A 21,099-nucleotide genomic window follows, 5' to 3' on the forward strand; every position below is an offset into this window, starting at 1 on the left:
CCATGCCTCACGCCGGGACCGAGTCCAGCACCCTGACGCCGAACGACCCGGAGGCGGTGCCGCCGGTCCGCGTCGACGAGGTTCGGGTCCTCGACGGGCCCAACCTCTACTTCGCCAGGCCCGCCATCAAGGTGATCCTGCACCTGCCCGGCTACCTCGACCTCAAGCGCTCCGAGGCCGAGACCCTGGCTCGCCGGCTCGGCATGCGTTCGGCCAGGCCGGGCAAGCGCGGCACGGCACTGCGCCAGCGCTTCGTCATGCGCCTGATCCGCAACGTGACCCGCCGTGTCGGCACCGAGATCGGGGCCGGGCGCCTCGGCGTACGCGTGCGGGCCGGCCAGACGGTCGAGGACGTCGTGCTCGCGTTCCCGTGGGTGCACCGCACCCGCGGACGGGTCGCCGGCGAGCAGTTCGGCGCCGTCATGGCTGGTCTGCTCGACTCCTCGCGCCGCGTCGACGACGTCATCGAGGAGGTCGCCGCCGTCATCATGGACGCCCCCGACGGCCCGGGGCCGAGCGTCATCACGCCCACGGTGCCCGTCGCCTCGGTCACCGGCACGAACGGCAAGACGACGACGACCCGCCTCATGGCGCACATGTGCATGACGGCCGGCCTGACGACGGCGTGGAGCTCGACGGACGGCGTCGTCGTCATGGGCGAGACGAAGGAGGAGGGCGACTTCTCCGGACCCGCCGGTGCGCGCGGCGTGCTCGAGACCCCCGGCCTCGACATCGGCATCCTCGAGACCGCCCGCGGCGGCATGCTGCTCAAGGGCATGGGCGTCACCGCCAACGACGTCAGCGTCGTCACCAACGTCAGCGCCGACCACCTCGGCCTGCAGGGCATCGACACCCTCGACCAGCTCGCCGAGGTCAAGGCCATCGTCACCACCGTCACCAAGCCTCAGGGCTGGGTGGTGCTGAACGGTGACGACCCCCGAGTCTGGGCGATGCGCCACGGCATCAAGGCCAAGCCGTGGGCGTTCAGCCTCGACCCCGCATCGCCCGCGCTGTGGGAGTCGATCAACGCCGGCGGCCGCGGCATCACGGTGCTCGACGGCGAGATCGTCGTCCTGTCGCCCAACGGTGACCCCGACCGGCTGGTCAAGATCGTCGACGTGCCGATGACGCTCAGCGGGCTGTCGCAGAACAACATCGCGAACGCCTTGGCCGGTGCCGCTGCCGCGCTCGGGCTCGGCGTGCCGCGCTCCGCGGTCGTCGAGGGCCTGCGCTCCTTCGCCCCCGACCCCGAGCACAACTGGGGTCGCCTCAACACGTACTCACTGCCGCTGCAGCAGGGTGGCAAGGCGACCGTGATCATGGACATGGCCCACAACGAAGCGGGTCTCGAGGCCCTCCTCGACGTCGCGCGCGGTCTCGCAGCACCGGGCGGGGCCGTACGCCTCGGGCTGGGTTGCGCGGGCGACCGGGCCGATGAGGCGATCACGGCGATGGGCGAGATCGCCGGCCACGGCGCGGAGGAGGTCGTCCTCAAGATCGCGCGCCCCTACCTCCGCGGCCGCCAGCCCGACGAGCTGCTCGGGCTCTTCCGCGACGGTCTTGCCAAGGTCGGAGTGCTCGACGTGCCCGACTACGGCACCGAGCTGGCGGCGTTCGAGGCCCTGGTGCCGCACGCGCTCGACGGCGACGTCATCGCCCTGATGTGCCACGCCGAGCGCACCGAGGTCGACCGTTGGATCCGTGACCACGGGGGCAAGGTCGACGACGCCCGCACGATCCGGCGCAAGGTCGTGGCCGCACGCGGTGAGCACGAGCTCGAGGCCGAGATCGCTGCCCTGTGGGACATCGACGACGAGTCGGCCCGGGTCACCGCCGCCCAGGACCTCGTCGACACCCACCCCGGCGACCCACGCCTCGTCTTCGAGCTCGCCGGCGCCAAGGACTCCATGGGCGACGAGCAGGGTGCGATCGGCCTCTACGAGCAGGCCCTCGCCGGCGGACTGCGCGAGCCGCACCGTCACCGGGCGCAGCTGCAGCTCGCGTCGAGCCTGCGGGTGGTGGGCCGGGCTGCGGAGGCTCAGGCCCTCGTCACCGGGGTGCTCGAGGCGCGACCGCACAACACGGCCGCGCTCATGCTGCGGGCGCTGGTCCAGGCCGACCTGGGTCAGGAGCGCCAGGCCGTCGCCGACCTCATCCGGGCCACGCTCGAGGCCACGACCGACGTCGACACCCAGAGCTACCGCCGGGCGCTGCGCGCGTACGCCGACGAGCTCGCCCCCGCCTCCGACTGACCGGTCCCAGCGCACCCGGTGGCGCCCGGCGGGCGCGCGAACGGTCGGGGCGGCGTACGCGTGGGCGACTCGGAGGTCGAGCAGCGCGCCTCAGATGGCGGTGTCGTCGGCCATCTCGGGCTGGGCCTCGGCCGGCACCGCGCCGAGCGCTTCACCCTCGGCTTCGTCGCCCACCGCCTCGGCCGTCTCGGTGAGCGTGCTCGGGTCGAGGTCGGGGTCGCTCGTCGCGGCCGCCGGCGTTCCGATACGGGCACCGGCCTGGGCGTGCTTCGTGCGCTCCTCGAGCTCCGCGACGACCATCGAGTGCTGGTCGACGCACATCACGACGAGGTCACCCGGGTTGGTGCGGCCCAGCACGTGCCGGGTGGCCTCCAGCTCGTCGAGGACGATCTCGACCTGGCGGCAGCGGGCGCCCTCGGCCATCGCCTGACGTGCCCCCTCGGCCACGAGCGCCGCGCTCTCTCCGGGCTTGCGACCGCGCAGGCGGGCGTCCTCTCGGACCACGATGACGTCGAAGTGATGCGCGGCGACGGCGCCGAGCTCGCGGATGTCGTCGTCGCGTCGGTCACCGGCTGCGCCGATCATGCCGATGCGCGACGTGCGGCCGAGGTCGGCCTGTCCCTGCTTCTGCTGCGCGTAGCGGTCGACGAACGCGCCGAGCTCCTTCATGCCGGCCGCGTTGTGGCAGTAGTCGACGAACACCTCGGCGTTGGCCACCTGGACGAGGTTCAGGCGGCCGGGGGAGAGGTAGTAGGTCGTGGCGAAGGTGCGCAGGCCCTGGCGGATGTCGTGCAGAGGCGCGCCAGCGGCGAACGCGGCACCCGCAGCGGCGAGGGCGTTGGCCACGTTGAAGCGGGCCGCACCGCCGAAGGTCGACGGCAGCAGGTGCGTCCACGCGAGCTGCATGCTGCGGCGGCCGTGCTTGATGACGATCATCTCGCCGCGGTCGCTGGGCTCGAGCACCACGGCGCGCCCGCCTCGACGGCAGTAGTCGTCGACGAACTCGCGCACCTCGCTGCCGGGCTCGGACATCGTGAACCAGACGATGCCGCCAGAGCAGCGGCGGCGCATGTTGCGCACGTGCGGGTCGTCGGCGTTGAGCACTGCGAACCCGTCGCGCGGGACCGCCTCGACGATGACGGCCTTGACGTCAGCGAGCTGGCGAAGGGTGTCGATTCCCTTCATTCCCAAGTGATCCGGTGCGATGTTGGTGACAACCGCGATGTCGTTGCGGTCGTATCCGAGACCCTCGCGCAGGATACCGCCGCGGGCGACCTCCATGACGGCGAAGTCGACGCGGGGGTTCTGCAGGACCATCCGCGCAGACCGCGGCCCGGACGCGTCGGCCTTGATGACGAGCCGCTCGTCGATGACGACGCCGTCGGTGGAGGTCATGCCGACCTTGCGACCGAGGCCCTTGAAGATGTGGGCGATCATGCGCGAGGTCGTCGTCTTTCCGTTGGTTCCGGTGACCGCGACGATCGGCACGCGCGACTGGGCGCCAGGCGGGAAGAGCAGGTCGACGACCGGCTTCGCGATGAACTGCGGCTCGCCGACGGTGGGGTGCGTGTGCATGCGGAACCCGGGGGCGGCGTTGACCTCGCAGATCGCCCCACCGGTCTCGCGTACGGGGTAGGTGATGTCGGGGCAGATGAAGTCGATGCCCGCGACGTCGAGGCCGACGATGCGCGCGGCCTCCTCGGCGATCTCGACGTTGTCGGGGTGCGCGTCGAAGGTGCGGTCGATCGAGATGCCGCCGGTGGACATGTTGCCGGTCAGCGCCAGCTTGACCATCTCGCCCTCGGGCGGCACCGACTCGAGGGTGTACCCCTGGCCGGTCAGGATCTCGAGCGCGTTGGCGTCGACCTTGATCTTCGTCAGCACCTTCTCGTGCCCGACGCCACGACGCGGGTCGGCGTTCGTGATGTCGACGAGCTCGCCGACGGTGTGCGTGCCGTCACCGACGACGTGCGCGGGCACCCTCTCGGCGATGGCCTGCATGCGCCCACCGACGATGAGGCAGCGGTAGTCGCGCCCGGTGACGAACGACTCGACGATGATGGTGCCGCGCCGCGACTCGGCCTTCGCGATGTCGTACGCCTTCTCGACCTCCTCGTCGCTCTGGAGGTTGAGGCACACCCCACGCCCGTGGTTGCCGTCGAGGGGCTTGACGACCACCGGGAAGCCGATGCGTCGGGCTGCGTCGACCGTGCCGCGCAGTGTGCGGACGGCCTCCTGCCTGGGCACCGGAAGGCCGGCGGAGCCGAGCAGCTTGGTCGTCATGTCCTTGTCGCTCGCGATGTCGACGGCGAGGGCGCCGGTCTTCGAGGTCATCGTGGCCCGGATGCGCTGGGCGTGGACGCCCTGGCCGAGCTGGACGAGGGAAGCGGAGTTGAGGCGGATGAACGGGATGTCGCGCGACGCGGCCTCCTCGAGGATGGCCGCCGTCGACGGTCCGAAGGCGACCCGCTCGGCCTGCTTCAGGAACGCATTGAACTCGGTCTCGAAGTCGAAGCCGTCCGCGCTGTCGACGAGGTGGTTGATGAGGCGTACTGCGAGCTTGCCGGCGGCGACACCGACCGTCTCGTCCGTGTAGCTGTAGATGACGTTGTAGCGGCCTGGCTGGCCCTTGACCGCGCGGGTCTTGCCGCGGCGCGAGTCGTGGCCGGCGAGGGTCTGCAGCTGGAGGGCGACGTGCTCGGCGACGTGGCCGAGCCAGGTGCCCTCGCGAAGCCGCTCGATGAAGCCGCCGCGGCGGCCGAGCGAGCAGGTGTGCCGCTCGAGGCCGGGCACCAGCTCGATGAGCCGGTCGGTGAACCCGTCGAGCGAGACCGTGGGGTACTCCTCGAGGCTGCCGAGGTCGACGACGAGATGGATGGCCTGCTGGTAGGACCAGACGTTGGGGCCGCGGTAGATCCGGGTCTCGAGGATCTTCAGGTCCGGTCGGGCCGGGCCTGTGGGGGTGGGGACCTCGACGGCCATGGATCTCCTCCTAGGTGGTCGCGTCGTATGCCGCACGGGCACCTCGCGCTGACCGTACTGTCAGGGACGGGCGGGAACTGGCTGGACTAGTGAGCGGCGCTGCTCGTCGAGGAGCGCGCCGCCCGGACCTTCGCCGGGACGACCGCGCCCTCGACGTCGGGGTGACGTTCGACGAACGCGGTCAGCTCGACGTGGCCCAGGTCGAACGTACTGCCCGTCGGCAGCGAGTGCACCACCGCGCCGGAGACGAGCAGCGGCGCACCACGCCTCGCGTCGGGTGCGTCGGTGATGGCGTTGCGGGCGTTGACGACGAAGATCGAGCCGGCGCCGATGACCGACATCACCGAGCCGCCGCGGATCTCGGCGGCGGTGTTCTCGTCGATGCCCATGCCGAGCAGGTTGGGTGACGCGGCGACCATCGACATGAGCCGGCCGTAGCGGCCGCGCTGGTCGAAGTGCTGGTCGATGATGACGTCCTCGACGAGGCCGAGGCCGGCCGAGATCTGGCTGGCGCGCTGGCGAGGCGTGAGTCCCTCCTCACCGAGAGAGATCATGAAACGGCTCATGATCGAGGCACCCGCCGAGGTGCCGGCGACGACGGCGCCCCGCTCGTAGGCGCGCACGATGGCGTCGCCGACGGGGGTTCCGACGATGTTCTGGGCGAGCTTGACCTGGCTGCCGCCGGTGAGGAACACCCCGGTCGCGCTCTCGAGCAGCTCGACCATCGCGCGGTCGTTGGAGTCGCGCCGGGTCGCCGGGTTGACCACCGACACGTCGCCCCCGCGAAGGCGCGTGAAGACGTCGCGGTACGCCTCGGACACCTCGTCGGCGAACGAGGACGCCGTGGGGATCACGACGATGTGTGAACGCCGGCCCCCGGCGAGCTTGACGAAACGCTTGAGCACGACCGACCGACCGATGCGGTCCTCGGCGCCACCGATGACGAGCAGTGTGCGCCGGACGCCGTCAGGGTGCGAGGCTGCTGACGAGGTGGCCACGGTCTGCATCGCGCCAGCCTAGTGACCGTGGTGCGGGACCGGCGGAGCCTGGGTCGGCGTGCCGTCGTCGATGTCGGCCTCCTCGATCTCCTCACGGGAGATGCCGAGGAGGTAGAGCACCGAGTCGAGGTAGGGCACGTTGACCGAGGTCTGGGCCTGCTCCTGCACGATCGGCTTGGCGTTGAAGGCGACTCCGAGACCGGCCGCGTCGAGCATGTCGAGGTCGTTCGCGCCGTCGCCGATCGCGACGGTTCGGCTCAGGGGAAGACCCTCCTGCGCGGCGAACTCGCGCAGGGCGTGGGCCTTTCCGGCCCGGTCGACGACGTCGCCGACCACGCGCCCGGTGAGGTGCCCGTCGACGATCTCGAGCTGGTTGGCGCGGGCGTGGTCGATGCCGAGCTCGGACGCCAGGTCTCCGACGATCTCGATGAAGCCCCCGCTGACGAGGCCGACGGTGAAGCCGAGCCGCTTGAGCGTGCGCACGAGCGTGCGCGCCCCGGGCGTCAGCTCCACGGCGGCACGCACCTCGTCGAGGACCGTGGCGGGCAGGCCGGCCAGGGTCTCGACACGCGCACGGAGGGACTCCTCGAAGTCGAGCTCGCCGGCCATCGCCCGGGCCGTCACCTGCGCGACCTCGGCCTCACGTCCGCAGTGGGCGGCGAGCAGCTCGATGACCTCCTGCTGGATCAGGGTGGAGTCGACGTCGAGGACGACCAGGCGACGCCCGCGCCGCGCGAGACCACCGGGCGCCACGGCGATGTCGATGGCCTCCGACGCCGCCACGAGGGCCATGTCCCGGCGCAGGGAGGGGACGTCGGCCCCTGACACGTCGAACTCGACGGTGGTGACGGGATACCGCGAGAGCCTTCGGATGCGGTCGATGTTGGCGCCGTGCAGGGCGATCTGGCTCGTCACGAGCGACACGGCGTCCGCGCTGAGCGGGGCGCCGAGCACGACGACCGCCGCGCGACCCTGGCGCGGACGCGCGTTGTCGCCGGTGCCCTCGACGACGGTGAGCGTGAGCCCCAGGCGGTGGGCGGCGACCGCGGCGGCGTCGCGCAGCTGGTCGACGTGCGCGCCGGGACGCAGCAGCACCGTCAGGGTGAGGTGCCCGTGGACGACGACCTGCTGGATGTCCAGGACCTCCGCGTCGACGCCCGAGAGCGCGCCGAGCAGCGTGCCGGTGACACCGGGCCGGTCGTCACCGGTCACCGTGACGCTGAGCGTGTGGACATCCGTCCCTGAGGTCCCGTGCGTGCGGCTCTCTTCGGTCACGCGCGTCAGCGTAGTGAGGGCGCGGCCAGGCGCGACCACGCCATCCGGCATACGGCGCGGCGTGCGGTGCGCGGCTGCGTGTCAGCCGAGCGCACTGAGCAGGAAGGCCAGGGCGAAGCCGATCATCGTGACCAGGCCCACGAGCCGGCCGGCATGCTCGGTCGCCTCGGGGATCATCGTGTCGGCGAGCATCGTGATGATCGCCCCCGCGGCGAACGTCTGGATGCCTGCCACGACCGTCGGCGAGGCGCCCTGGAGCAGCACGTAGCCCGCGCCTGCCGCAACGCCGGAGACGACGGTCACCGTGAGCCACAGCCCAAGCACCTGGCGGGTCGATCGGCCAGCGCGCTGCAGTCCGGCGCTCGCCGACATCGACTCGGGCACGTTGGACAGGAAGACGGCCGCCACCATGGCGATGCCGACCTCGCCGCCGCTGAGGATGCTGACGCCGATGGCTGCCGACTCCGGTATGCCGTCGAGCAGAGCCCCGAGGACGAGGGCCATCGCCCCCGCGCCCTGCTGCGGTGTGCCCGTCGGGCTCTTGCGCCGGTGGCCGCCGCGCCGATCGATGAGCCAGTCGCCGAAGAAGAAGACCAGCGAACCGCTGACGAGGCCCACCACGACGGGCAGCGTGCCGCCTGACTGGAACGCCTCCTCGGTCAGCTCGAAGGCGACGGCACTGATGAGCACGCCGGAACCGAAGGCCATGACGATGCCGATGGCGCGGTTGGAAGCATGCGCGTACAGGCCGAGCAGGGCCCCGACGAGCAGGGCGGCCCCGCCCACGAGGCCCCAGAAGGTCGCGGTCAACATGACGGGTCCGTACCCTCAGGCAGGTCCTGCGGTCGCGGTGGCTCGTGTGGCGTTCACCTCGTCGCGCCACTGCAGCAGGTCGCGCACGCGGGCCAGGTCGGGGTGCGCGGCCGCGACGCTCGCGGTGAACAGCCGGGTGCCGATGTCGTGGAGCTGCTGGGCGTTGCCTGCGTAGTCACCGGACTGGTCCGGGTTGCGGCCCGGGACGAAGGCGACCCCGGCAGAGCGCTCGATCTCGAGCGGGTCGCGGCCGCGGCGGGCACACCACTCGTCGAGCACCCGGTGCTTGTGCGCGATCTCCGCGGGGCCGCCGAAGCCGTGCCAGATCGAGGCGTGCTCGGCGACGATGCGCAGCGTCTTCTTCTCGCCACCACCGCCGATGAGGATCGGGATGTCACGGGTGGGTGCCGGGTTGAGCCGCGTCCAGCGCTCACGGATGATCGGCAGGTCACGGGCCAGGTTGTCGAGCCGCCCACCGGCCGTGCCGAACTCGTAGCCGTACTCGTCGTAGTCGAGCTGCTTCCAGCCCGAGCCGATGCCGAGGATCAGCCGCCCCTCGCTCATGTGGTCGACGGTGCGGGCCATGTCGGCGAGCAGGCTCGGGTTGCGGTAGCTGTTGCACGTGACGAGCGCGCCGATCTCGACGCTCTCGGTGGACTCGGCCCAGGCGCCGAGCATCGTCCAGCACTCGAAGTGCATGCCGCCGGGGTCGCCACTGAGCGGAAAGAAGTGGTCCCAGTTGAGCAGCACGTCGACGCCCAGCTCCTCGAGCGTCGCTGCCGTGCTGCGGATCTGGGCCCAGGTCGCGTGCTGCGGCGGGATCTGGATGCCGACACGTGCCGGCCGCGGGTCGGCGGAGCTCGCCGGCGCTGCCTGCGCCGCGGGGGAGTCAGGGCTCACCGGGTGACGACCTGGCCCTTGCCCACGACGACGATGCCGGTCTCGGTGACGTGGAAACCGCGCGCCCGGTCGTACTCGTGGTCGATGCCGATCTGGCAGCCCTCGGGGATCACGACGTTCTTGTCGATGATCGCGCGGCGGATCTGCGCGTGGCGCTGGACCTGGACGCCGTCGAGCAGCACGGAACCCTGGATGCTCGCGTACGAGTGCACGTGGACGAGCGGAGACAGCACCGACGCGTAGATGTGGGCTCCGGAGACGACGACACCGGGGGAGACCGCCGAGTTGAGCGCCTCACCGATGCGGTCACCGCTGCCGTGCACGAACTTCGCCGGCGGGTAGGGGCTGTGCTGGGTGTAGATCGGCCACTCGTAGTTGTAGAGGTTGAAGACCGGGTGGATCGAGATGAGGTCCATGTGCGCGTCGTAGTAGGACTCGATCGTGCCGACGTCGCGCCAGTAGCCGCGGTCGCGCTCGGTGGCCCCGGGGACCTCGTTGTCCTTGAAGTCGTAGACGCCCGCCTCACCGCGCCCGACGAAGTAGGGCACGATGTCGCCGCCCATGTCGTGGTTCGAGTCGGGGTCGTCGTGGTCGGCGGTCACGGCCTGCTCGAGGGCGTCGGCGGTGAAGACGTAGTTGCCCATCGAGGCCAGCACCTCGTCGGGGTTGTCGGGCAGGCCCTTCGGGTCGCTCGGCTTCTCGAGGAACGCAGCGATCTTCGCGGGGTCGTCGTCGTCGACCTCGATGACACCGAACTGGTTGGCCAGCGAGATCGGCTGGCGGATCGCGGCGACCGTGCACGCGGCCCCGGACTCGATGTGCTGCTCGACCATCGCGCTGAAGTCCATGCGGTAGACGTGGTCGGCGCCCACGACGACGACGATGTCGGGCCGCTCGTCGTGCATGAGGTTGAGGCTCTGGTAGATGGCGTCGGCGCTGCCGAGGTACCAGTTCTTGTCGACGCGCTGCTGGGCCGGGACCGTGGTCACGTAGTTGCCGAGGAGCGTCGACATGCGCCAGGTCTTGGTGACGTGGGCGTCGAGGCTGTGCGACTTGTACTGCGTCAGCACGACCACCTGCAGGTAGCCGGAGTTGACGACGTTCGACAGCGCGAGGTCTATGAGGCGGTAGATGCCGGCGAACGGCACCGCTGGTTTGGCCCGGTCGGCGGTGAGCGGCATCAGTCGTTTGCCCTCACCGCCGGCGAGCACGATCGCAAGAACCTTCGGACCAGCGGCAGGGCTTCGTCGGGCCATGCTGGCCACCCTAGGGCAGGGTCCGGCGGCTCGACAGGTCCAGCGCGCAAGATCGCCAGACCTTTTCGCTTCATGGGATGGCGACGGCACTAGGGTCGAGGTGTGCGCGTCGACATCCTCAGCAAGGAGTACCCGCCCGCCATCTACGGAGGCGCCGGTGTCCACGTGGCCGAGCTCGTCCGGGCCTTGCGGGCCCGCGGCGACATCGACGTGCAGGTGCGCTGCTTCGGTCCGCCGCGCGACGAGCCCGGCACGACGGCCTACGCCGACCTGGCCGAGCTGTCGGGCGGCAACGCGGCGCTGCAGACCCTCGGGGTCGACGTGGCGATGGCCGGCGACTGCGTCGGGGCCGACCTCGTGCACTCGCACACCTGGTACGCCAACATGGCCGGCCACCTCGCCTCACTCCTCGGGGGTATGCCGCACGTCGTGACGGCGCACTCGCTCGAGCCGATGCGGCCCTGGAAGGCCGAGCAGCTCGGTGGCGGCTACCGCGTGTCGTCATGGGCCGAACGCACCGCGTACGAGTCGGCAGCCGGCGTCGTGGCCGTCAGCGCCGGCATGCGCGACGACATCCTGAGAAGCTATCCGTCGCTCGAACCGTCACGAGTCCACGTGGTGCACAATGGGATCGACGCGCAGCTGTGGCAGGCCGACCGCTCTCCCGAGGCAGCCGACGTCGTCCGCAAGCACGGCGTCGATCCCGACAGGCGCTCGGTCGTCTTCGTCGGCCGAATCACCCGGCAGAAGGGCCTGCCCTACCTGTTGCGGGCGTGCGCGCAGCTGCCGCCCGACGTCCAGCTCGTGCTGTGTGCCGGCGCGCCCGACACCCCCGAGATCAAGGCCGAGGTCGAGGGGCTCATGAACGACCTCAGCGCGCAGCGCGAGGGTGTCGTGTGGATCCCCGACATGCTGCCTCGCAACGAGGTGGTCGCGCTGCTCAGCCACGGCACGGTCTTCGCCTGTCCGTCGGTCTACGAGCCGCTCGGCATCGTCAACCTCGAGGCGATGGCCTGCGAGCTGGCGGTGGTGGCGACCGCGACCGGGGGCATCCCCGAGGTCGTCGTCGACGGCGAGACGGGATGGCTCGTGCCGATCGAGCAGGTGCAGGACGGCACCGGCACGCCGGTCGACCCCGACCGGTTCGTGGCCGACCTGGCCGCGGCCCTGACCGATGCGGTCTCCGACGTCGACCGGGCCCGGCGCTTCGGAAAGGCCGGCCGTGCCCGCGCGGTCGACTCGTTCTCCTGGGCCTCCATCGGTGACCGCACGCTCGAGGTCTACCGGGCGGTCCTCGGGGGCTGATGCCGGCAGGCTTCAGCGCGCACCGACCGCGCGCAGGCCCGCGTCCGCTGGTGCGTCCCGTCGAGCGCGCCATGGGCGCGCCGATCGTGGGCGTCGAGGCGGTCCACGGACGCATGTCGCCCCGACCAGTGGCGGCGCTCACCCTCGGCGACACGCCAGGCCTTCGCGAAAGCCGCTGCGGCGCAACGGAATGCCAAGGCGTATGGCGCTCCACGAAGGCGGGGCGGGCGTCCTCGGTCGCACTCCCGACGTCGAGCCGCATGTCCGTCCGGTGGCCACGTGGTTCGCGACGACCGGCTCGCGATCGTGACCGGCGCCGCGTCAGGGCTGGTCGACGCCCTTCACCCGATGACGCGTCCGGCCAGCGAGTAGGAGGCTCCCGTGACCTCGGCGGGGCCGCCGAGGATGGACTGCAGCAGGTCGCGGGGCCTCGGGTAGTCCGGTCCGAGCGCGGCGAGGTAGGCGTCGTGCGCCTCGAGCGAGGCGACGGCTGCCTCGAAGTGCTCGGACGTGTCGACGAAGTGGGTCGGCTCCGGGTCCGCCGTGACGAACAGCTGCTTGACCTGCCACGGCTCGTGGCCCTCGTCGAGCAGGTCGCTGAAGATCCACCGGTTGCCCGCGTCGGCCTTGGCGTCGACGGTGGCCAGGCCGACCGCGCGGTGGTCGGCCTGGTTGACGAAGCCGCCCGGGAAGTGGTCGGCATACGTCGTGGAGATGATCAGTTCCGGGCGCCGGATGCGGATCTCCCGCGCGATGGCCCGGCGCAGGGGCAGGCCGTACTCGACCACACCGTCACTGAACCCGTCGAGGAACTCCACCACGTCGACCCCGACGCGGGCAGCGCCCTCGCGCTCCTCGGCCTCGCGCAGCGGTCCGGCCTCCGCGGGGGCCATCGTGTCGATGCCCGCCTCGCCGCGGGTGACGAGCAGGTAGGTCACCGTCTTGCCGGCACGCACCCACTTGTCGACCGCTGCGGCCGTGCCGTACTCGAGGTCGTCGGGGTGTGCGACGACGCACAGCACCGTGTCGAAGGTCGTCTCGTCGAGGGGAGTCAGGCGGGTCTGCTCGGTCTGCTCGGTCTGCTCGTTCTGCTCGGTCACGGCACTCAATCTAGGGTCCCTTGGCCTTCGGTCGCCCGGATGTGACCATGGAGCATGCTGACCATCGATCTCGCCCGACGGCTCGCCGAGGCCGGCCTCGTCTGGCAACCGGGTTCCGGCGACCGCTTCGTGGTGCCCGTCAAGGGCATGGAGGACGACGTCTTCGTCATCAGCGAGATCACCGTCGACGTCCACCACTTCACGTCGGGCGACATCATCGGCTTCAACGGCACGACCGAGTGGGCGCTCGACAGCGTCGAGCAGGACAAGGTCGTGTGGCTGCCCCGCGAGGACCAGCTGCGTGAGCTGATCGGCGACGCGTTCGTGGCGCTCGAGCGACTCGACGGCGGGTATGCCGTCACGATCCGTGGTCAGGACGACGACCTCCAGCGCCACGTCGACATCGACGCCGAGCGCGCCTACGCGCGAGCCGTTGCGGCCCTGCTCGGCTCGTCGGCGCCCGGCGAGGAGCGGTCCGCCTAGCGTCGTCCGGGCACGCCTGTGGCTCAGGCGGGTCGCCAGCCGGCGATGGACATGACGGCGACGTTCGTCGCGTCGGCGAGGGCGCTGTCGGCGTCGGCCGCGAGGTTGCGCAGCAGCAGGCCCCGGCTGGCCGCCGTTCCGGCGTCGAGGCCGCTGGAGCCGAGCGAGGTGAGGCCGGCCGTTCGGTGCGCCAGGCGGGAGAGGTTCGCAGCGAGCGCCATGATGCGCAGCGCCCGGCCCGACGTCGCGGCCGGGATGCCCCAGAGTGCCGTGTCGAGGTCGGCGGCCGCCTCGGCTCGGGCGTCGTCCCCCCAGGGGTGGCCGCCGACCTGCTCGAAGCTGGCCGTGTGCTCGCGCAGCCGGCGCATCAGGTCGCGCTCGATCTCACGCAGGTCGAGCATCTCCATTCGGTGACGAGGCACGGGATCGGCTTCGTACGCGGTCCAGTCTGCGCGCACACCGACGTCGCCGTCGGGTCCGAACTCCGACAGCGTGGGGACCAGGACACCGCCGAGGCCCGCGACGAAGACGCATTCGCCGGCGTCGGCAGCGTGGGCCGTTGCGGCAGCCGAGCCACGCGGCATACGGCTGAGGTCGCCGGGGCGGGGGAGCGCGACGAAGAGCGCCTGCTCGCCGAGGTCCCGCCAGACATCGAGCCGGGCCAGGTCGCCGGCCACGTGGTCGAGGTCGGGGAACGCGCGCGCCAGTGCCTCCGACGTCCCGGGCCCACCGTGCCAGGACGCCGTGACCCACAGGGCGAGGCGGACGGAGGCGGGCAGCTCGGGCACGTCGTCATCGTAGGGGTGCGTTGCGCCGGCGTCCGGCGACCGTGTCATAGGGTCGGACCCATGAGTGACGTCCTCGCCTTCGCCGGAGTCACCGTTCGCCGCGGTGCGACGACGCTGCTCGACGACGTCTCCTGGGAGGTCGAGGAGGGCGAGCGCTGGGTCGTGCTGGGCGCCAACGGTGCCGGCAAGACGACCCTCCTCCAGATCGCCGCCGCCCGCCTGCACCCGACGTCCGGGGTCGCCGGCATCCTCGGCGAGGTGCTCGGTGCCGTCGACGTCTTCGAGCTGCGGCCGCGCGTGGGCCTGGCGAGCTCGGCCATGGCCGAACGCATCCCGGCGGCCGAGCTGGTCGGCAACGTCGTCGTCACCGCCTCCTACGGCATCATCGGTCGCTGGCGCGAGACCTACGACCACATGGACTACGTCCGCGCGATGGAGCTGCTCAAGGCGCTCGGGGCGGACCACCTCGCCGACCGTTCCTTCGGCACTCTGAGCGAGGGCGAGCGCAAGCGCGTCCAGATCGCCCGGGCGCTGATGACCGACCCCGAGCTGATGCTGCTCGACGAGCCTGCCGCCGGGCTCGACCTCGGCGGCCGCGAGGACCTCGTGCGCCGGTTGGGCGACCTCGCCGCCGACACCGAGGCGCCCGCCATGGTGCTCGTCACCCACCACGTCGAGGAGATCCCGCCCTCGTTCACCGACGTCCTCATGATCCGCGACGGCAAGGTCGTCGCGGCCGGTCCCATCCCGATCACCCTCACCGCCGAGAACCTCAGCGCCACCTTCGGACTGCCTCTCGTCCTCGAGCAGCACGGCGAGCGGTGGTCGGCCCGCGCCGAGTCCTGATCGCAACCTCGCCCTCGGGCGCAACTCGTAGGCCCGCAAGGGGAACTGGGGCAGAATCGAAGACGTCACAGGTGTGACGCGCGAGACGTCGGTGTCTTGACGGTGCCGGCTCGACGAGACGGGGTGGACGGTGTTCGAGGGCTATGCGTGGCTGGTCTGGTTGGGGGTGGCGCTCGTCCTCGTCGCCATCGAGGCCGCGACGGTCGACTTCACCTTCCTCATGCTCGCGGGCGGTGCCGTGGGAGGCTCCGTCGCCGCGGCGTTCGGCGCCCCGCCGGTCGTCCAGGCTGTGGTCGCGGCCCTCGTCGCCGTGGCCCTGCTCGCCATCGTGCGTCCCTGGTTGATGAAACGCTTCCAGGCCAACACCCCGCAACAGCTCATGGGTGCGGCCGCCAACATCGGCCGATCGGCCGTCGCCCTCGACCGCGTCAGCCCCGCGGGCGGCACGGTCAAGCTCGCCGGCGAGACCTGGTCGGCACGCACCCTCGGCGACAGCATCGAGCCGGGTGAAGAGGTGGTCGTCGACTCCATCGACGGCGCCACCGCCGTCGTCAGCCGCGCTCGCCTCGTCGGCGAGTGATACCGACGAACCGTCCGGGCCGCCCGGTCCGGACGCTCAGACCACGCGTCCTCGGGGGCGCACAGAGCAGGGAGTAGTCCGTGGACCCGGTACTCATCATCCCGATCCTCATCGTGATCGTCGCCATCGTCGTGGTGTTGCGCACGGTGCGCATCGTGCCGCAGCAGACGGCGCAGATCGTCGAGCGGCTCGGCAGCTACAACAAGACCCTCACGGCCGGCATCCACTTCCTGGTGCCGTTCGTCGACAAGGTCAGGGCCAACATCGACCTCCGAGAGCAGGTCGTCTCGTTCCCGCCCCAGCCCGTCATCACCTCCGACAACCTCGTCGTGAGCATCGACACCGTCATCTACTACTCCGTCATCGACGCCAAGGCGGCCGTCTACGAGATCGCCAACTTCATCCAGGGCATCGAGCAGCTGACGGTCACCACGCTCCGCAACGTCATCGGCTCGCTCGACCTCGAGCAGACGCTGACGAGCCGCGACCAGATCAACGGCCAGCTGCGTGGCGTGCTCGACGAGGCCACAGGCAAGTGGGGCATCCGTGTCAACCGTGTCGAGCTCAAGGCCATCGACCCGCCGCACTCGGTGCAGGACTCGATGGAGAAGCAGATGCGCGCCGAGCGTGACCGCCGCGCCGCGATCCTCACCGCCGAGGGCGTCAAGCAGTCGGCGATCCTCACCGCCGAAGGTGAGAAGCAGAGCCAGATCCTGCGCGCCGAGGGTTCGGCCCAGGCCCGCATCCTCGAGGCCCAGGGCCAGGCCCGTGCCATCCAGCAGGTCTTCTCGGCGATCCACCGCGGCAAGCCGACCCAGAAGCTGCTCGCCTACCAGTACCTCCAGGTGCTCCCGCAGCTCGCCCGCGGCGACTCCAACAAGATGTGGATCATCCCCTCGGAGCTGACCGACGCCCTCAAGGGCATCGGCAACGCGTTGGGCGGCACCGACCCGCGCCCGGGCGCCGAGGAGGAAGAGCCGTGGGTGCAGACGACCGACGCCGAGGAGGACGCCTTCGCGGAGACGATCCTCGAGGACTCCGCAAAGGCCCTCGCGGAGGCCCGCGGTCAGGCGGCGGCCGCCAGCGCCGAGTCCACCGAGCACACCGCCCCCATCTGGCGCGAACGGGCGTCTGTCCGTCCTGCCGACCCGGACCTGCCCCCACCGCCCGTGGCGGCCCCCCCGGCGCCCGGAGGACTGCCGCCGGCAGCCCCGCCGGCAGCCCCGCCGGCCGCCCCGCCGGCCGACATCGCCGCCCCGGAAGACCTGCCGGGATCCAGCCCCGAGCCGCCGGAGCCGCGCTGACACAGTGCTGCCCGGCGCTGACCCGGCGCTGACCCACGGACCACCACGCCGACACCCGGTCGCCCTCTGTAGGGTGGCCGGGTGTCGTTCTGGTCAGCCGTCGCCGTCGCACTGGCCGGCACCGGAGCGGGCCTGATCAACACGATCGTCGGCTCGGGAACCCTCCTCACCTTCCCGACCCTGCTGTTCTTCGGGGTCAACCCGCTCGTCGCCAACGTGTCCAACAACATCGGTCTCGTCGCGGGCGGCGTCACGGGGTCCTGGGGCTATCGGCACGAGCTCGGCGGTCAGGCCCCGACGCTGCGCCGCCTCATGCCGCTGTCGTTCGTGGGGTCCGTGGTCGGGGCCGGCCTGCTGCTCGTGCTGCCTGCGACGGCGTTCCGCGCGATCGTGCCCGTCCTCATCATCATCGCGATGGTGCTCGTGCTCGCCGGCCCACGCATCCAGGCGAGGGCGCATCCCGAGGGTGTGGACGGCCGGGCGCCCGCCTGGCACGTCCCGGCCATCGCTGTCGGCGTCTTCGTCGCGGGCGTCTACGGCGGCTACTTCGGCGCGGCGCAGGGCGTGCTGCTCATGGGTCTGTTCAGCGCCCTGAGCCTCGAACCGTTGCAGCGGCTCAACGGTTACAAGAACGTGCTGTCGCTCGTGGTGAACTTCGTCGCCGCAACCGTGTTCGTCCTGTTCGCCCGCGAGCGCATCGACTGGCTCATCGTCCTGCTCATCGCCGTGGGCTCCTTCGTCGGCGGCATCATCGGCGCCCGGGTAGGGCGACGCATCCCTCCCAACGCGCTGAGGGCGCTCATCATCGCCATCGGCCTCGTCGCCGTGGTCAAGCTCATCTGGTTCCCCTGACGACGGGTCGGGCCGGCGGCCGACCAGTGCGCGCGACGGGGGCCGACCGCACTACCCTGACGGGCGTGCCGATCGAGATCACCGACCCCGCCGACCCTCGGCTGGCCGACTACGTCGCCCTGACCGACGTGGTCCTGCGCCGGCGGGCCGAGCCCGAGCGCGGCCTCTACATCGCCGAGAGCCAGAAGGTGATCCGCCGGGCGCTCCGTGCGGGCCACCGGCCGCTGTCCTACCTCATGGCGCGGCGCTGGCTCGACGACCTGGCGGACCTCGTGGCCGATGCCGAGGCCGAGGGGATCCCCGTCTACTTCGGCGAGCACGACGTCATCGAGCAGCTGACCGGCTTCCACCTGCACCGCGGTGCCCTGGCCGCCATGCAGCGACCCCAGCTGCCCGACGTCGAGTCGCTCCTGGCCGGGGCGCGCCGCGTCGTCGTGCTCGAGGACGTCGTCGACCACACGAACGTCGGGGCGATCTTCCGCAGCGCGGCGGCCCTCGGTGTCGACGCCGTGCTCGTCACGCCGCGATGCGCCGACCCGCTCTACCGCCGCTCGATCCGGGTCTCCATGGGCACCGTCTTCCAGGTGCCGTGGACGCGCATCGACCCGTGGCCGGGCGGGCTCGACCTGCTCCGCGCGGCCGGACTCACCATCGTGGCCATGGCCCTGACCGACGACTCCGTCTCGCTCGACCAGCTCGAGGCCGACCCGCCCGACCGCGTCGCCCTGGTGCTCGGCACGGAGGGTGACGGTCTCTCGCATCACACCGTCGGGGGCGCGGAGGTCACGGTGCGCATCCCGATGGCGGGCGGCGTCGACTCACTGAACGTCGCAGCTGCCAGCGCCGTCGCGATGTGGGCCCTGCGCAGTCGCTGATCGCGAAACGCCGTGCGGCTCAGGCGCGCACGAGACGCCCGAGGAGGCGCTGCAGCTCGACACCGGGGTCGTCGCAGAGCCCGCCGTGGACCGGCCCCGGCTGCACCACCGTCGACCGTGGCGCGATGATCCAGCCGAAGCGCTGACCTGGCTTCTCGAGGGTCGGCAGGCCCCGGCCCGTCTCGCCGCGGCAGACGGCGCGCACGCGGTCGAGCATCGAGCGGACGCCGTCGAGATCGCACGTCGGGCACAGGGCGGCAGCCCTGGCGTCGTCGAGCTCCCACGCGGCGTCGAGGAACCCGGCGTCCTGGGAGTAGAGGACGACCCCGACGTTGATGAACTCCTCGCGGTCGACGCGAGGCACGAGGCGGAGCAGGACGTACTGGTACGCGTTCACGCGGCCACCCCCGACGGCACCCACGACAGGGGCCCGTCGAGTCTCGCGCGCAGCATCTCTGCGTATGCCGTCCGCACCGCGGGTGCGTCCGCCAGGAAGGGGGTCGGCTCGAGCCACTCGTCGGGCACCTCGGCGACGAGGGCCTCGACGGACGCGGGGTCGAGTCTCGCCGCGAGCTCGTCGTGCCGGCTCGCCACGTCACCGGCGACGTCGCGCAGCACGTGCGTGGTCGCGTCGAACGGCTGTGCGGCGAACCGCTCGGGCGAAGGCTCGCGGCTGGGCCAGGAGTGGTGGAAGTAGAGGGCGGCGCCGTGGTCGATGGCCCACGTGCGCCCGTGCCAGACGAGCAGGTTCGGGTTGGCCCACGTGCGGTCGACGTTGGCCGTGAGGGCGTCGAGCCAGATGATGCGCTCGGCGAGGTCGGCACCCGGTGGGCGCGACCCGTCGTAGCCGAGCGAGCCCGGCAGGAAGTCGACGCCGAGGTTCGTGCCGACGGAGGCCGTGAGGAGATCCTGCACCTCCTCGTCGGCCTCGTACTTCGCGATCCTGGGGTCGAGCCGGATCACGGCGAGGTCGGGCACGGGTACCTCGAGCAGGCGGGCCATGCCGGCGACGAGCACTTCGGCCACGAGCACCTTGAGGCCCTGGCCGGCACCCCGGAACTTGAGGACGTACGTGCCGTCGTCATCGGCCTCGACGATGCCGGGCAGCGAGCCGCCCTCCTTGAGCGGCGTCACGTAGCGGGTGGCGGTCAGCTCGGGCAGCACGCGGTCAGCCTAGTGGCCGCTCGTGGTCGAGCACGGTGGCCCTGGCCCACAACCGGGCCAGGAGCATGGCCGCGGCCCCGTAGAGGCAGGCGAAGGCGATGAGGGGCCACCAGGCCAGGCCGGACGACGGCAGCACCAGCGCACCGAGGGCGGCTGCCGCCACCATGCCGGCGTTGTAGACGACGTCGTAGGCCGAGAAGGCGCGGCCCAGGAGGTGGTCGTCGACGTGGGCCTGCATGAGCGAGTCGACGGTGATCTTCACGCACTGTGACGTGAACGCGACGACGAACGCAACGACGACGATGCTCCACGGGCTGAGGAACGGGCCGAGCACCGCGCACACCAGCGCGCCGAGCGCGAGCATGCGGGCGGCATACGGAACGGCGGTGAGCCGGGGGGCCAGCCACGGTGTCACGAACGCCGCCGAGGCGAAGCCGAGGGCCGAGGACCCCGCCGCGATCCCGAAACCGAGGGCGCCCCGGCCGTGCTCGAACGGGCCGCGGAAGAGCAGCAGGGTCTGCAGCAGGAGGAAGCCGAAGGGCAGGCGCGTCAGGAAGACGAGGACGAGGAGTAGGCGCGCCTTGCGCGGCAGGGTGCGCACGGCCTCGACGAGGCCGCTGACGACCGAACGCGTGATGTGTCCGATCGTCGGGGACTCGCTCGTGTCGTCCGGGCCTATGAAGGGCAGTCGCGTTGCGGCCCACGCAGCCACCAGGACGCCCACGGCCGCGAGCAACACGTCGAGGACGTCGCTGCCGCCGGCCGCCCGGAGCCCCGTGCCGATGCCGCCGCCGAGGAGGTAGGCGAGCGAACCGCACGTCGGGGCAACGGAGTTCGCGCTCACGAGGGAGGCGCGAGACACGACGTGCGGCATGGCCGAGCCGAGGCCGGCGAGGATGAAGCGGTTGACGGAGAACACGACGAGGACCAGCGCGAAGAAGGCCGCCCCGGTCTCGGCCCCGGTGACGAGACCGGTGACGCCGAGGATCGCGACCGCGCGCACCACCTGGCTGACGACGAGGACCCGGCGGCGCGGCCAGCGGTCGAGCAGCACGCCGACGAAGGGCCCGAGCGCGCTGTAGGGCAGGAGCACCAGGGCGAACGCGACGGCGATGCCCTGGGCGTCGGCAGCCTTCTCGGGGTTGAACAGGACGTGGCTCGCGAGCGCGACCTGGAAGATGCCGTCGCTGAACGAGGAGGTGACGCGCGCGACGAACAGCCGTCGGAAACCGCGGCCCCCGAGGAGGGTCCACAGGGCGCGCAGGAAGGTCACGCGGCACAGACTAGGGCCCGCCGGCCTCGGGTGCCCCGAGGGTCGGGCGCCAG

Annotated in this window: 19 protein-coding genes; 8 read left to right on the forward strand and 11 right to left on the reverse strand. The window is 71.4% G+C overall.

The genetic code is table 11. From position 1 onward, the window contains the following. The first annotated feature begins 2 nt into the window (after window positions 1-2). A complete protein-coding gene (locus ACFQ2V_RS11525; RefSeq protein WP_386052834.1) occupies window positions 3-2,252 on the forward strand; it encodes a tetratricopeptide repeat protein in 2,250 nt (749 codons plus the stop codon). A gap of 90 nt (window positions 2,253-2,342) precedes the next feature. On the opposite strand, the gene cphA is transcribed toward ACFQ2V_RS11525, so the two are convergent. From cphA to glgC, 6 genes are all read right to left on the reverse strand, one after another. Then, the gene (cphA, locus tag ACFQ2V_RS11530; RefSeq protein ID WP_386052835.1) at window positions 2,343-5,234 is read right to left on the reverse strand and encodes a cyanophycin synthetase; all 2,892 of its coding nucleotides are present in this window, start codon (window positions 5,232-5,234) and stop codon (window positions 2,343-2,345) included. 86 nt (window positions 5,235-5,320) lie between these two features. Next, window positions 5,321-6,241, reverse strand: a complete 921-nt coding sequence (locus ACFQ2V_RS11535) for a cyanophycinase (RefSeq protein WP_386052836.1) — start codon at window positions 6,239-6,241, stop codon at window positions 5,321-5,323. A gap of 9 nt (window positions 6,242-6,250) precedes the next feature. Further along, window positions 6,251-7,507 (reverse strand): phosphoserine phosphatase SerB, encoded by a 1,257-nt coding sequence (gene serB, locus ACFQ2V_RS11540; RefSeq protein WP_386052837.1) that lies wholly within the window; start codon window positions 7,505-7,507, stop codon window positions 6,251-6,253. An 81-nt stretch (window positions 7,508-7,588) separates the two neighbouring features. Continuing rightward, entirely contained in the window at window positions 7,589-8,320 is a 732-nt protein-coding gene (locus tag ACFQ2V_RS11545) for a ZIP family metal transporter (protein ID WP_386052838.1), read from the reverse strand. 15 nt (window positions 8,321-8,335) lie between these two features. Further along, the gene (locus ACFQ2V_RS11550) at window positions 8,336-9,220 is read right to left on the reverse strand and encodes an LLM class F420-dependent oxidoreductase (protein ID WP_386052839.1); all 885 of its coding nucleotides are present in this window, start codon (window positions 9,218-9,220) and stop codon (window positions 8,336-8,338) included. Next, window positions 9,217-10,476, reverse strand: coding sequence for a glucose-1-phosphate adenylyltransferase (glgC, locus tag ACFQ2V_RS11555; RefSeq protein WP_386052840.1), 1,260 nt, complete (start codon window positions 10,474-10,476; stop codon window positions 9,217-9,219). The genes ACFQ2V_RS11550 and glgC overlap by 4 nt, the downstream gene beginning before the upstream one ends. Before the next feature lie 102 nt (window positions 10,477-10,578). Between glgC and glgA the strand changes: the two genes are divergently transcribed. Continuing rightward, window positions 10,579-11,781 (forward strand): glycogen synthase, encoded by a 1,203-nt coding sequence (gene glgA / locus ACFQ2V_RS11560; RefSeq protein ID WP_386052841.1) that lies wholly within the window; start codon window positions 10,579-10,581, stop codon window positions 11,779-11,781. A gap of 341 nt (window positions 11,782-12,122) precedes the next feature. Here glgA and ACFQ2V_RS11565 read toward each other — a convergent pair whose 3' ends face one another. Next, complete coding sequence (locus ACFQ2V_RS11565) at window positions 12,123-12,881, reverse strand: PIG-L deacetylase family protein (protein WP_386052842.1); 759 nt, start codon at window positions 12,879-12,881, stop codon at window positions 12,123-12,125. A 54-nt stretch (window positions 12,882-12,935) separates the two neighbouring features. On the opposite strand from ACFQ2V_RS11565, the gene ACFQ2V_RS11570 reads away from it, so the two are divergent. Further along, a complete protein-coding gene (locus ACFQ2V_RS11570) occupies window positions 12,936-13,364 on the forward strand; it encodes a pilus assembly protein CpaE (protein WP_386052843.1) in 429 nt (142 codons plus the stop codon). A gap of 23 nt (window positions 13,365-13,387) precedes the next feature. Here ACFQ2V_RS11570 and ACFQ2V_RS11575 read toward each other — a convergent pair whose 3' ends face one another. After that, complete coding sequence (locus ACFQ2V_RS11575) at window positions 13,388-14,152, reverse strand: hypothetical protein (RefSeq protein WP_386052844.1); 765 nt, start codon at window positions 14,150-14,152, stop codon at window positions 13,388-13,390. A 60-nt stretch (window positions 14,153-14,212) separates the two neighbouring features. Between ACFQ2V_RS11575 and ACFQ2V_RS11580 the strand changes: the two genes are divergently transcribed. The 5 genes from ACFQ2V_RS11580 to ACFQ2V_RS11600 all read left to right on the forward strand — a co-directional run bounded on the left by ACFQ2V_RS11580 (window position 14,213) and on the right by ACFQ2V_RS11600 (window position 18,609). Further along, window positions 14,213-14,998 carry an ABC transporter ATP-binding protein gene (locus tag ACFQ2V_RS11580; protein ID WP_386052845.1) on the forward strand — a complete coding sequence of 262 codons (786 nt, stop codon included), beginning with the start codon at window positions 14,213-14,215 and terminating at the stop codon, window positions 14,996-14,998. Window positions 14,999-15,128: 130 nt separating this feature from the next. Next, window positions 15,129-15,578, forward strand: coding sequence for an NfeD family protein (locus tag ACFQ2V_RS11585; RefSeq protein WP_386052846.1), 450 nt, complete (start codon window positions 15,129-15,131; stop codon window positions 15,576-15,578). A gap of 80 nt (window positions 15,579-15,658) precedes the next feature. Beyond that, window positions 15,659-16,882, forward strand: a complete 1,224-nt coding sequence (locus ACFQ2V_RS11590; RefSeq protein WP_386052847.1) for an SPFH domain-containing protein — start codon at window positions 15,659-15,661, stop codon at window positions 16,880-16,882. A gap of 81 nt (window positions 16,883-16,963) precedes the next feature. Next, window positions 16,964-17,734: a sulfite exporter TauE/SafE family protein gene (locus ACFQ2V_RS11595; protein WP_386052848.1), complete on the forward strand. Its 771-nt coding sequence runs from the start codon at window positions 16,964-16,966 to the stop codon at window positions 17,732-17,734. 65 nt (window positions 17,735-17,799) lie between these two features. Then, window positions 17,800-18,609 (forward strand): TrmH family RNA methyltransferase, encoded by an 810-nt coding sequence (locus tag ACFQ2V_RS11600; RefSeq protein ID WP_386052849.1) that lies wholly within the window; start codon window positions 17,800-17,802, stop codon window positions 18,607-18,609. Window positions 18,610-18,628: 19 nt separating this feature from the next. Here the strand turns inward: ACFQ2V_RS11600 and ACFQ2V_RS11605 are convergent, their stop codons facing one another. Genes ACFQ2V_RS11605 through ACFQ2V_RS11615 form a run of 3 tightly spaced genes read right to left on the reverse strand, consistent with a single transcriptional unit; the run spans window position 18,629 to window position 21,046 of the window. Next, window positions 18,629-19,006, reverse strand: coding sequence for a DUF3037 domain-containing protein (locus ACFQ2V_RS11605; protein WP_386052850.1), 378 nt, complete (start codon window positions 19,004-19,006; stop codon window positions 18,629-18,631). Then, window positions 19,003-19,773 (reverse strand): HipA family kinase, encoded by a 771-nt coding sequence (locus ACFQ2V_RS11610; RefSeq protein WP_386052851.1) that lies wholly within the window; start codon window positions 19,771-19,773, stop codon window positions 19,003-19,005. The genes ACFQ2V_RS11605 and ACFQ2V_RS11610 overlap by 4 nt, the downstream gene beginning before the upstream one ends. A gap of 4 nt (window positions 19,774-19,777) precedes the next feature. Beyond that, on the reverse strand, window positions 19,778-21,046 hold the full coding sequence (locus tag ACFQ2V_RS11615; protein ID WP_386052852.1) for an MFS transporter: 1,269 nt from the start codon (window positions 21,044-21,046) through the stop codon (window positions 19,778-19,780). Window positions 21,047-21,099 lie beyond the last annotated feature (53 nt).

The organism is Terrabacter terrigena (genome assembly GCF_042676085.1).
Classification (GTDB): Bacteria; Actinomycetota; Actinomycetes; order Actinomycetales; family Dermatophilaceae; genus Terrabacter; species Terrabacter terrigena.

Excerpts from the sequence above, each read along its gene's own strand:
- ACFQ2V_RS11525 (WP_386052834.1), top strand. The coding sequence starts at position 3 with ATGCCTCACGCCGGGACCGAGTCCAGCACCCTGACGCCGAACGACCCG.
- cphA (WP_386052835.1), bottom strand. The coding sequence starts at position 5,234 with ATGGCCGTCGAGGTCCCCACCCCCACAGGCCCGGCCCGACCGGACCTG.
- ACFQ2V_RS11535 (WP_386052836.1), bottom strand. The coding sequence starts at position 6,241 with ATGCAGACCGTGGCCACCTCGTCAGCAGCCTCGCACCCTGACGGCGTC.
- ACFQ2V_RS11545 (WP_386052838.1), bottom strand. The coding sequence starts at position 8,320 with ATGTTGACCGCGACCTTCTGGGGCCTCGTGGGCGGGGCCGCCCTGCTC.
- glgC (WP_386052840.1), bottom strand. The coding sequence starts at position 10,476 with ATGGCCCGACGAAGCCCTGCCGCTGGTCCGAAGGTTCTTGCGATCGTG.
- ACFQ2V_RS11570 (WP_386052843.1), top strand. The coding sequence starts at position 12,936 with ATGCTGACCATCGATCTCGCCCGACGGCTCGCCGAGGCCGGCCTCGTC.
- ACFQ2V_RS11580 (WP_386052845.1), top strand. The coding sequence starts at position 14,213 with ATGAGTGACGTCCTCGCCTTCGCCGGAGTCACCGTTCGCCGCGGTGCG.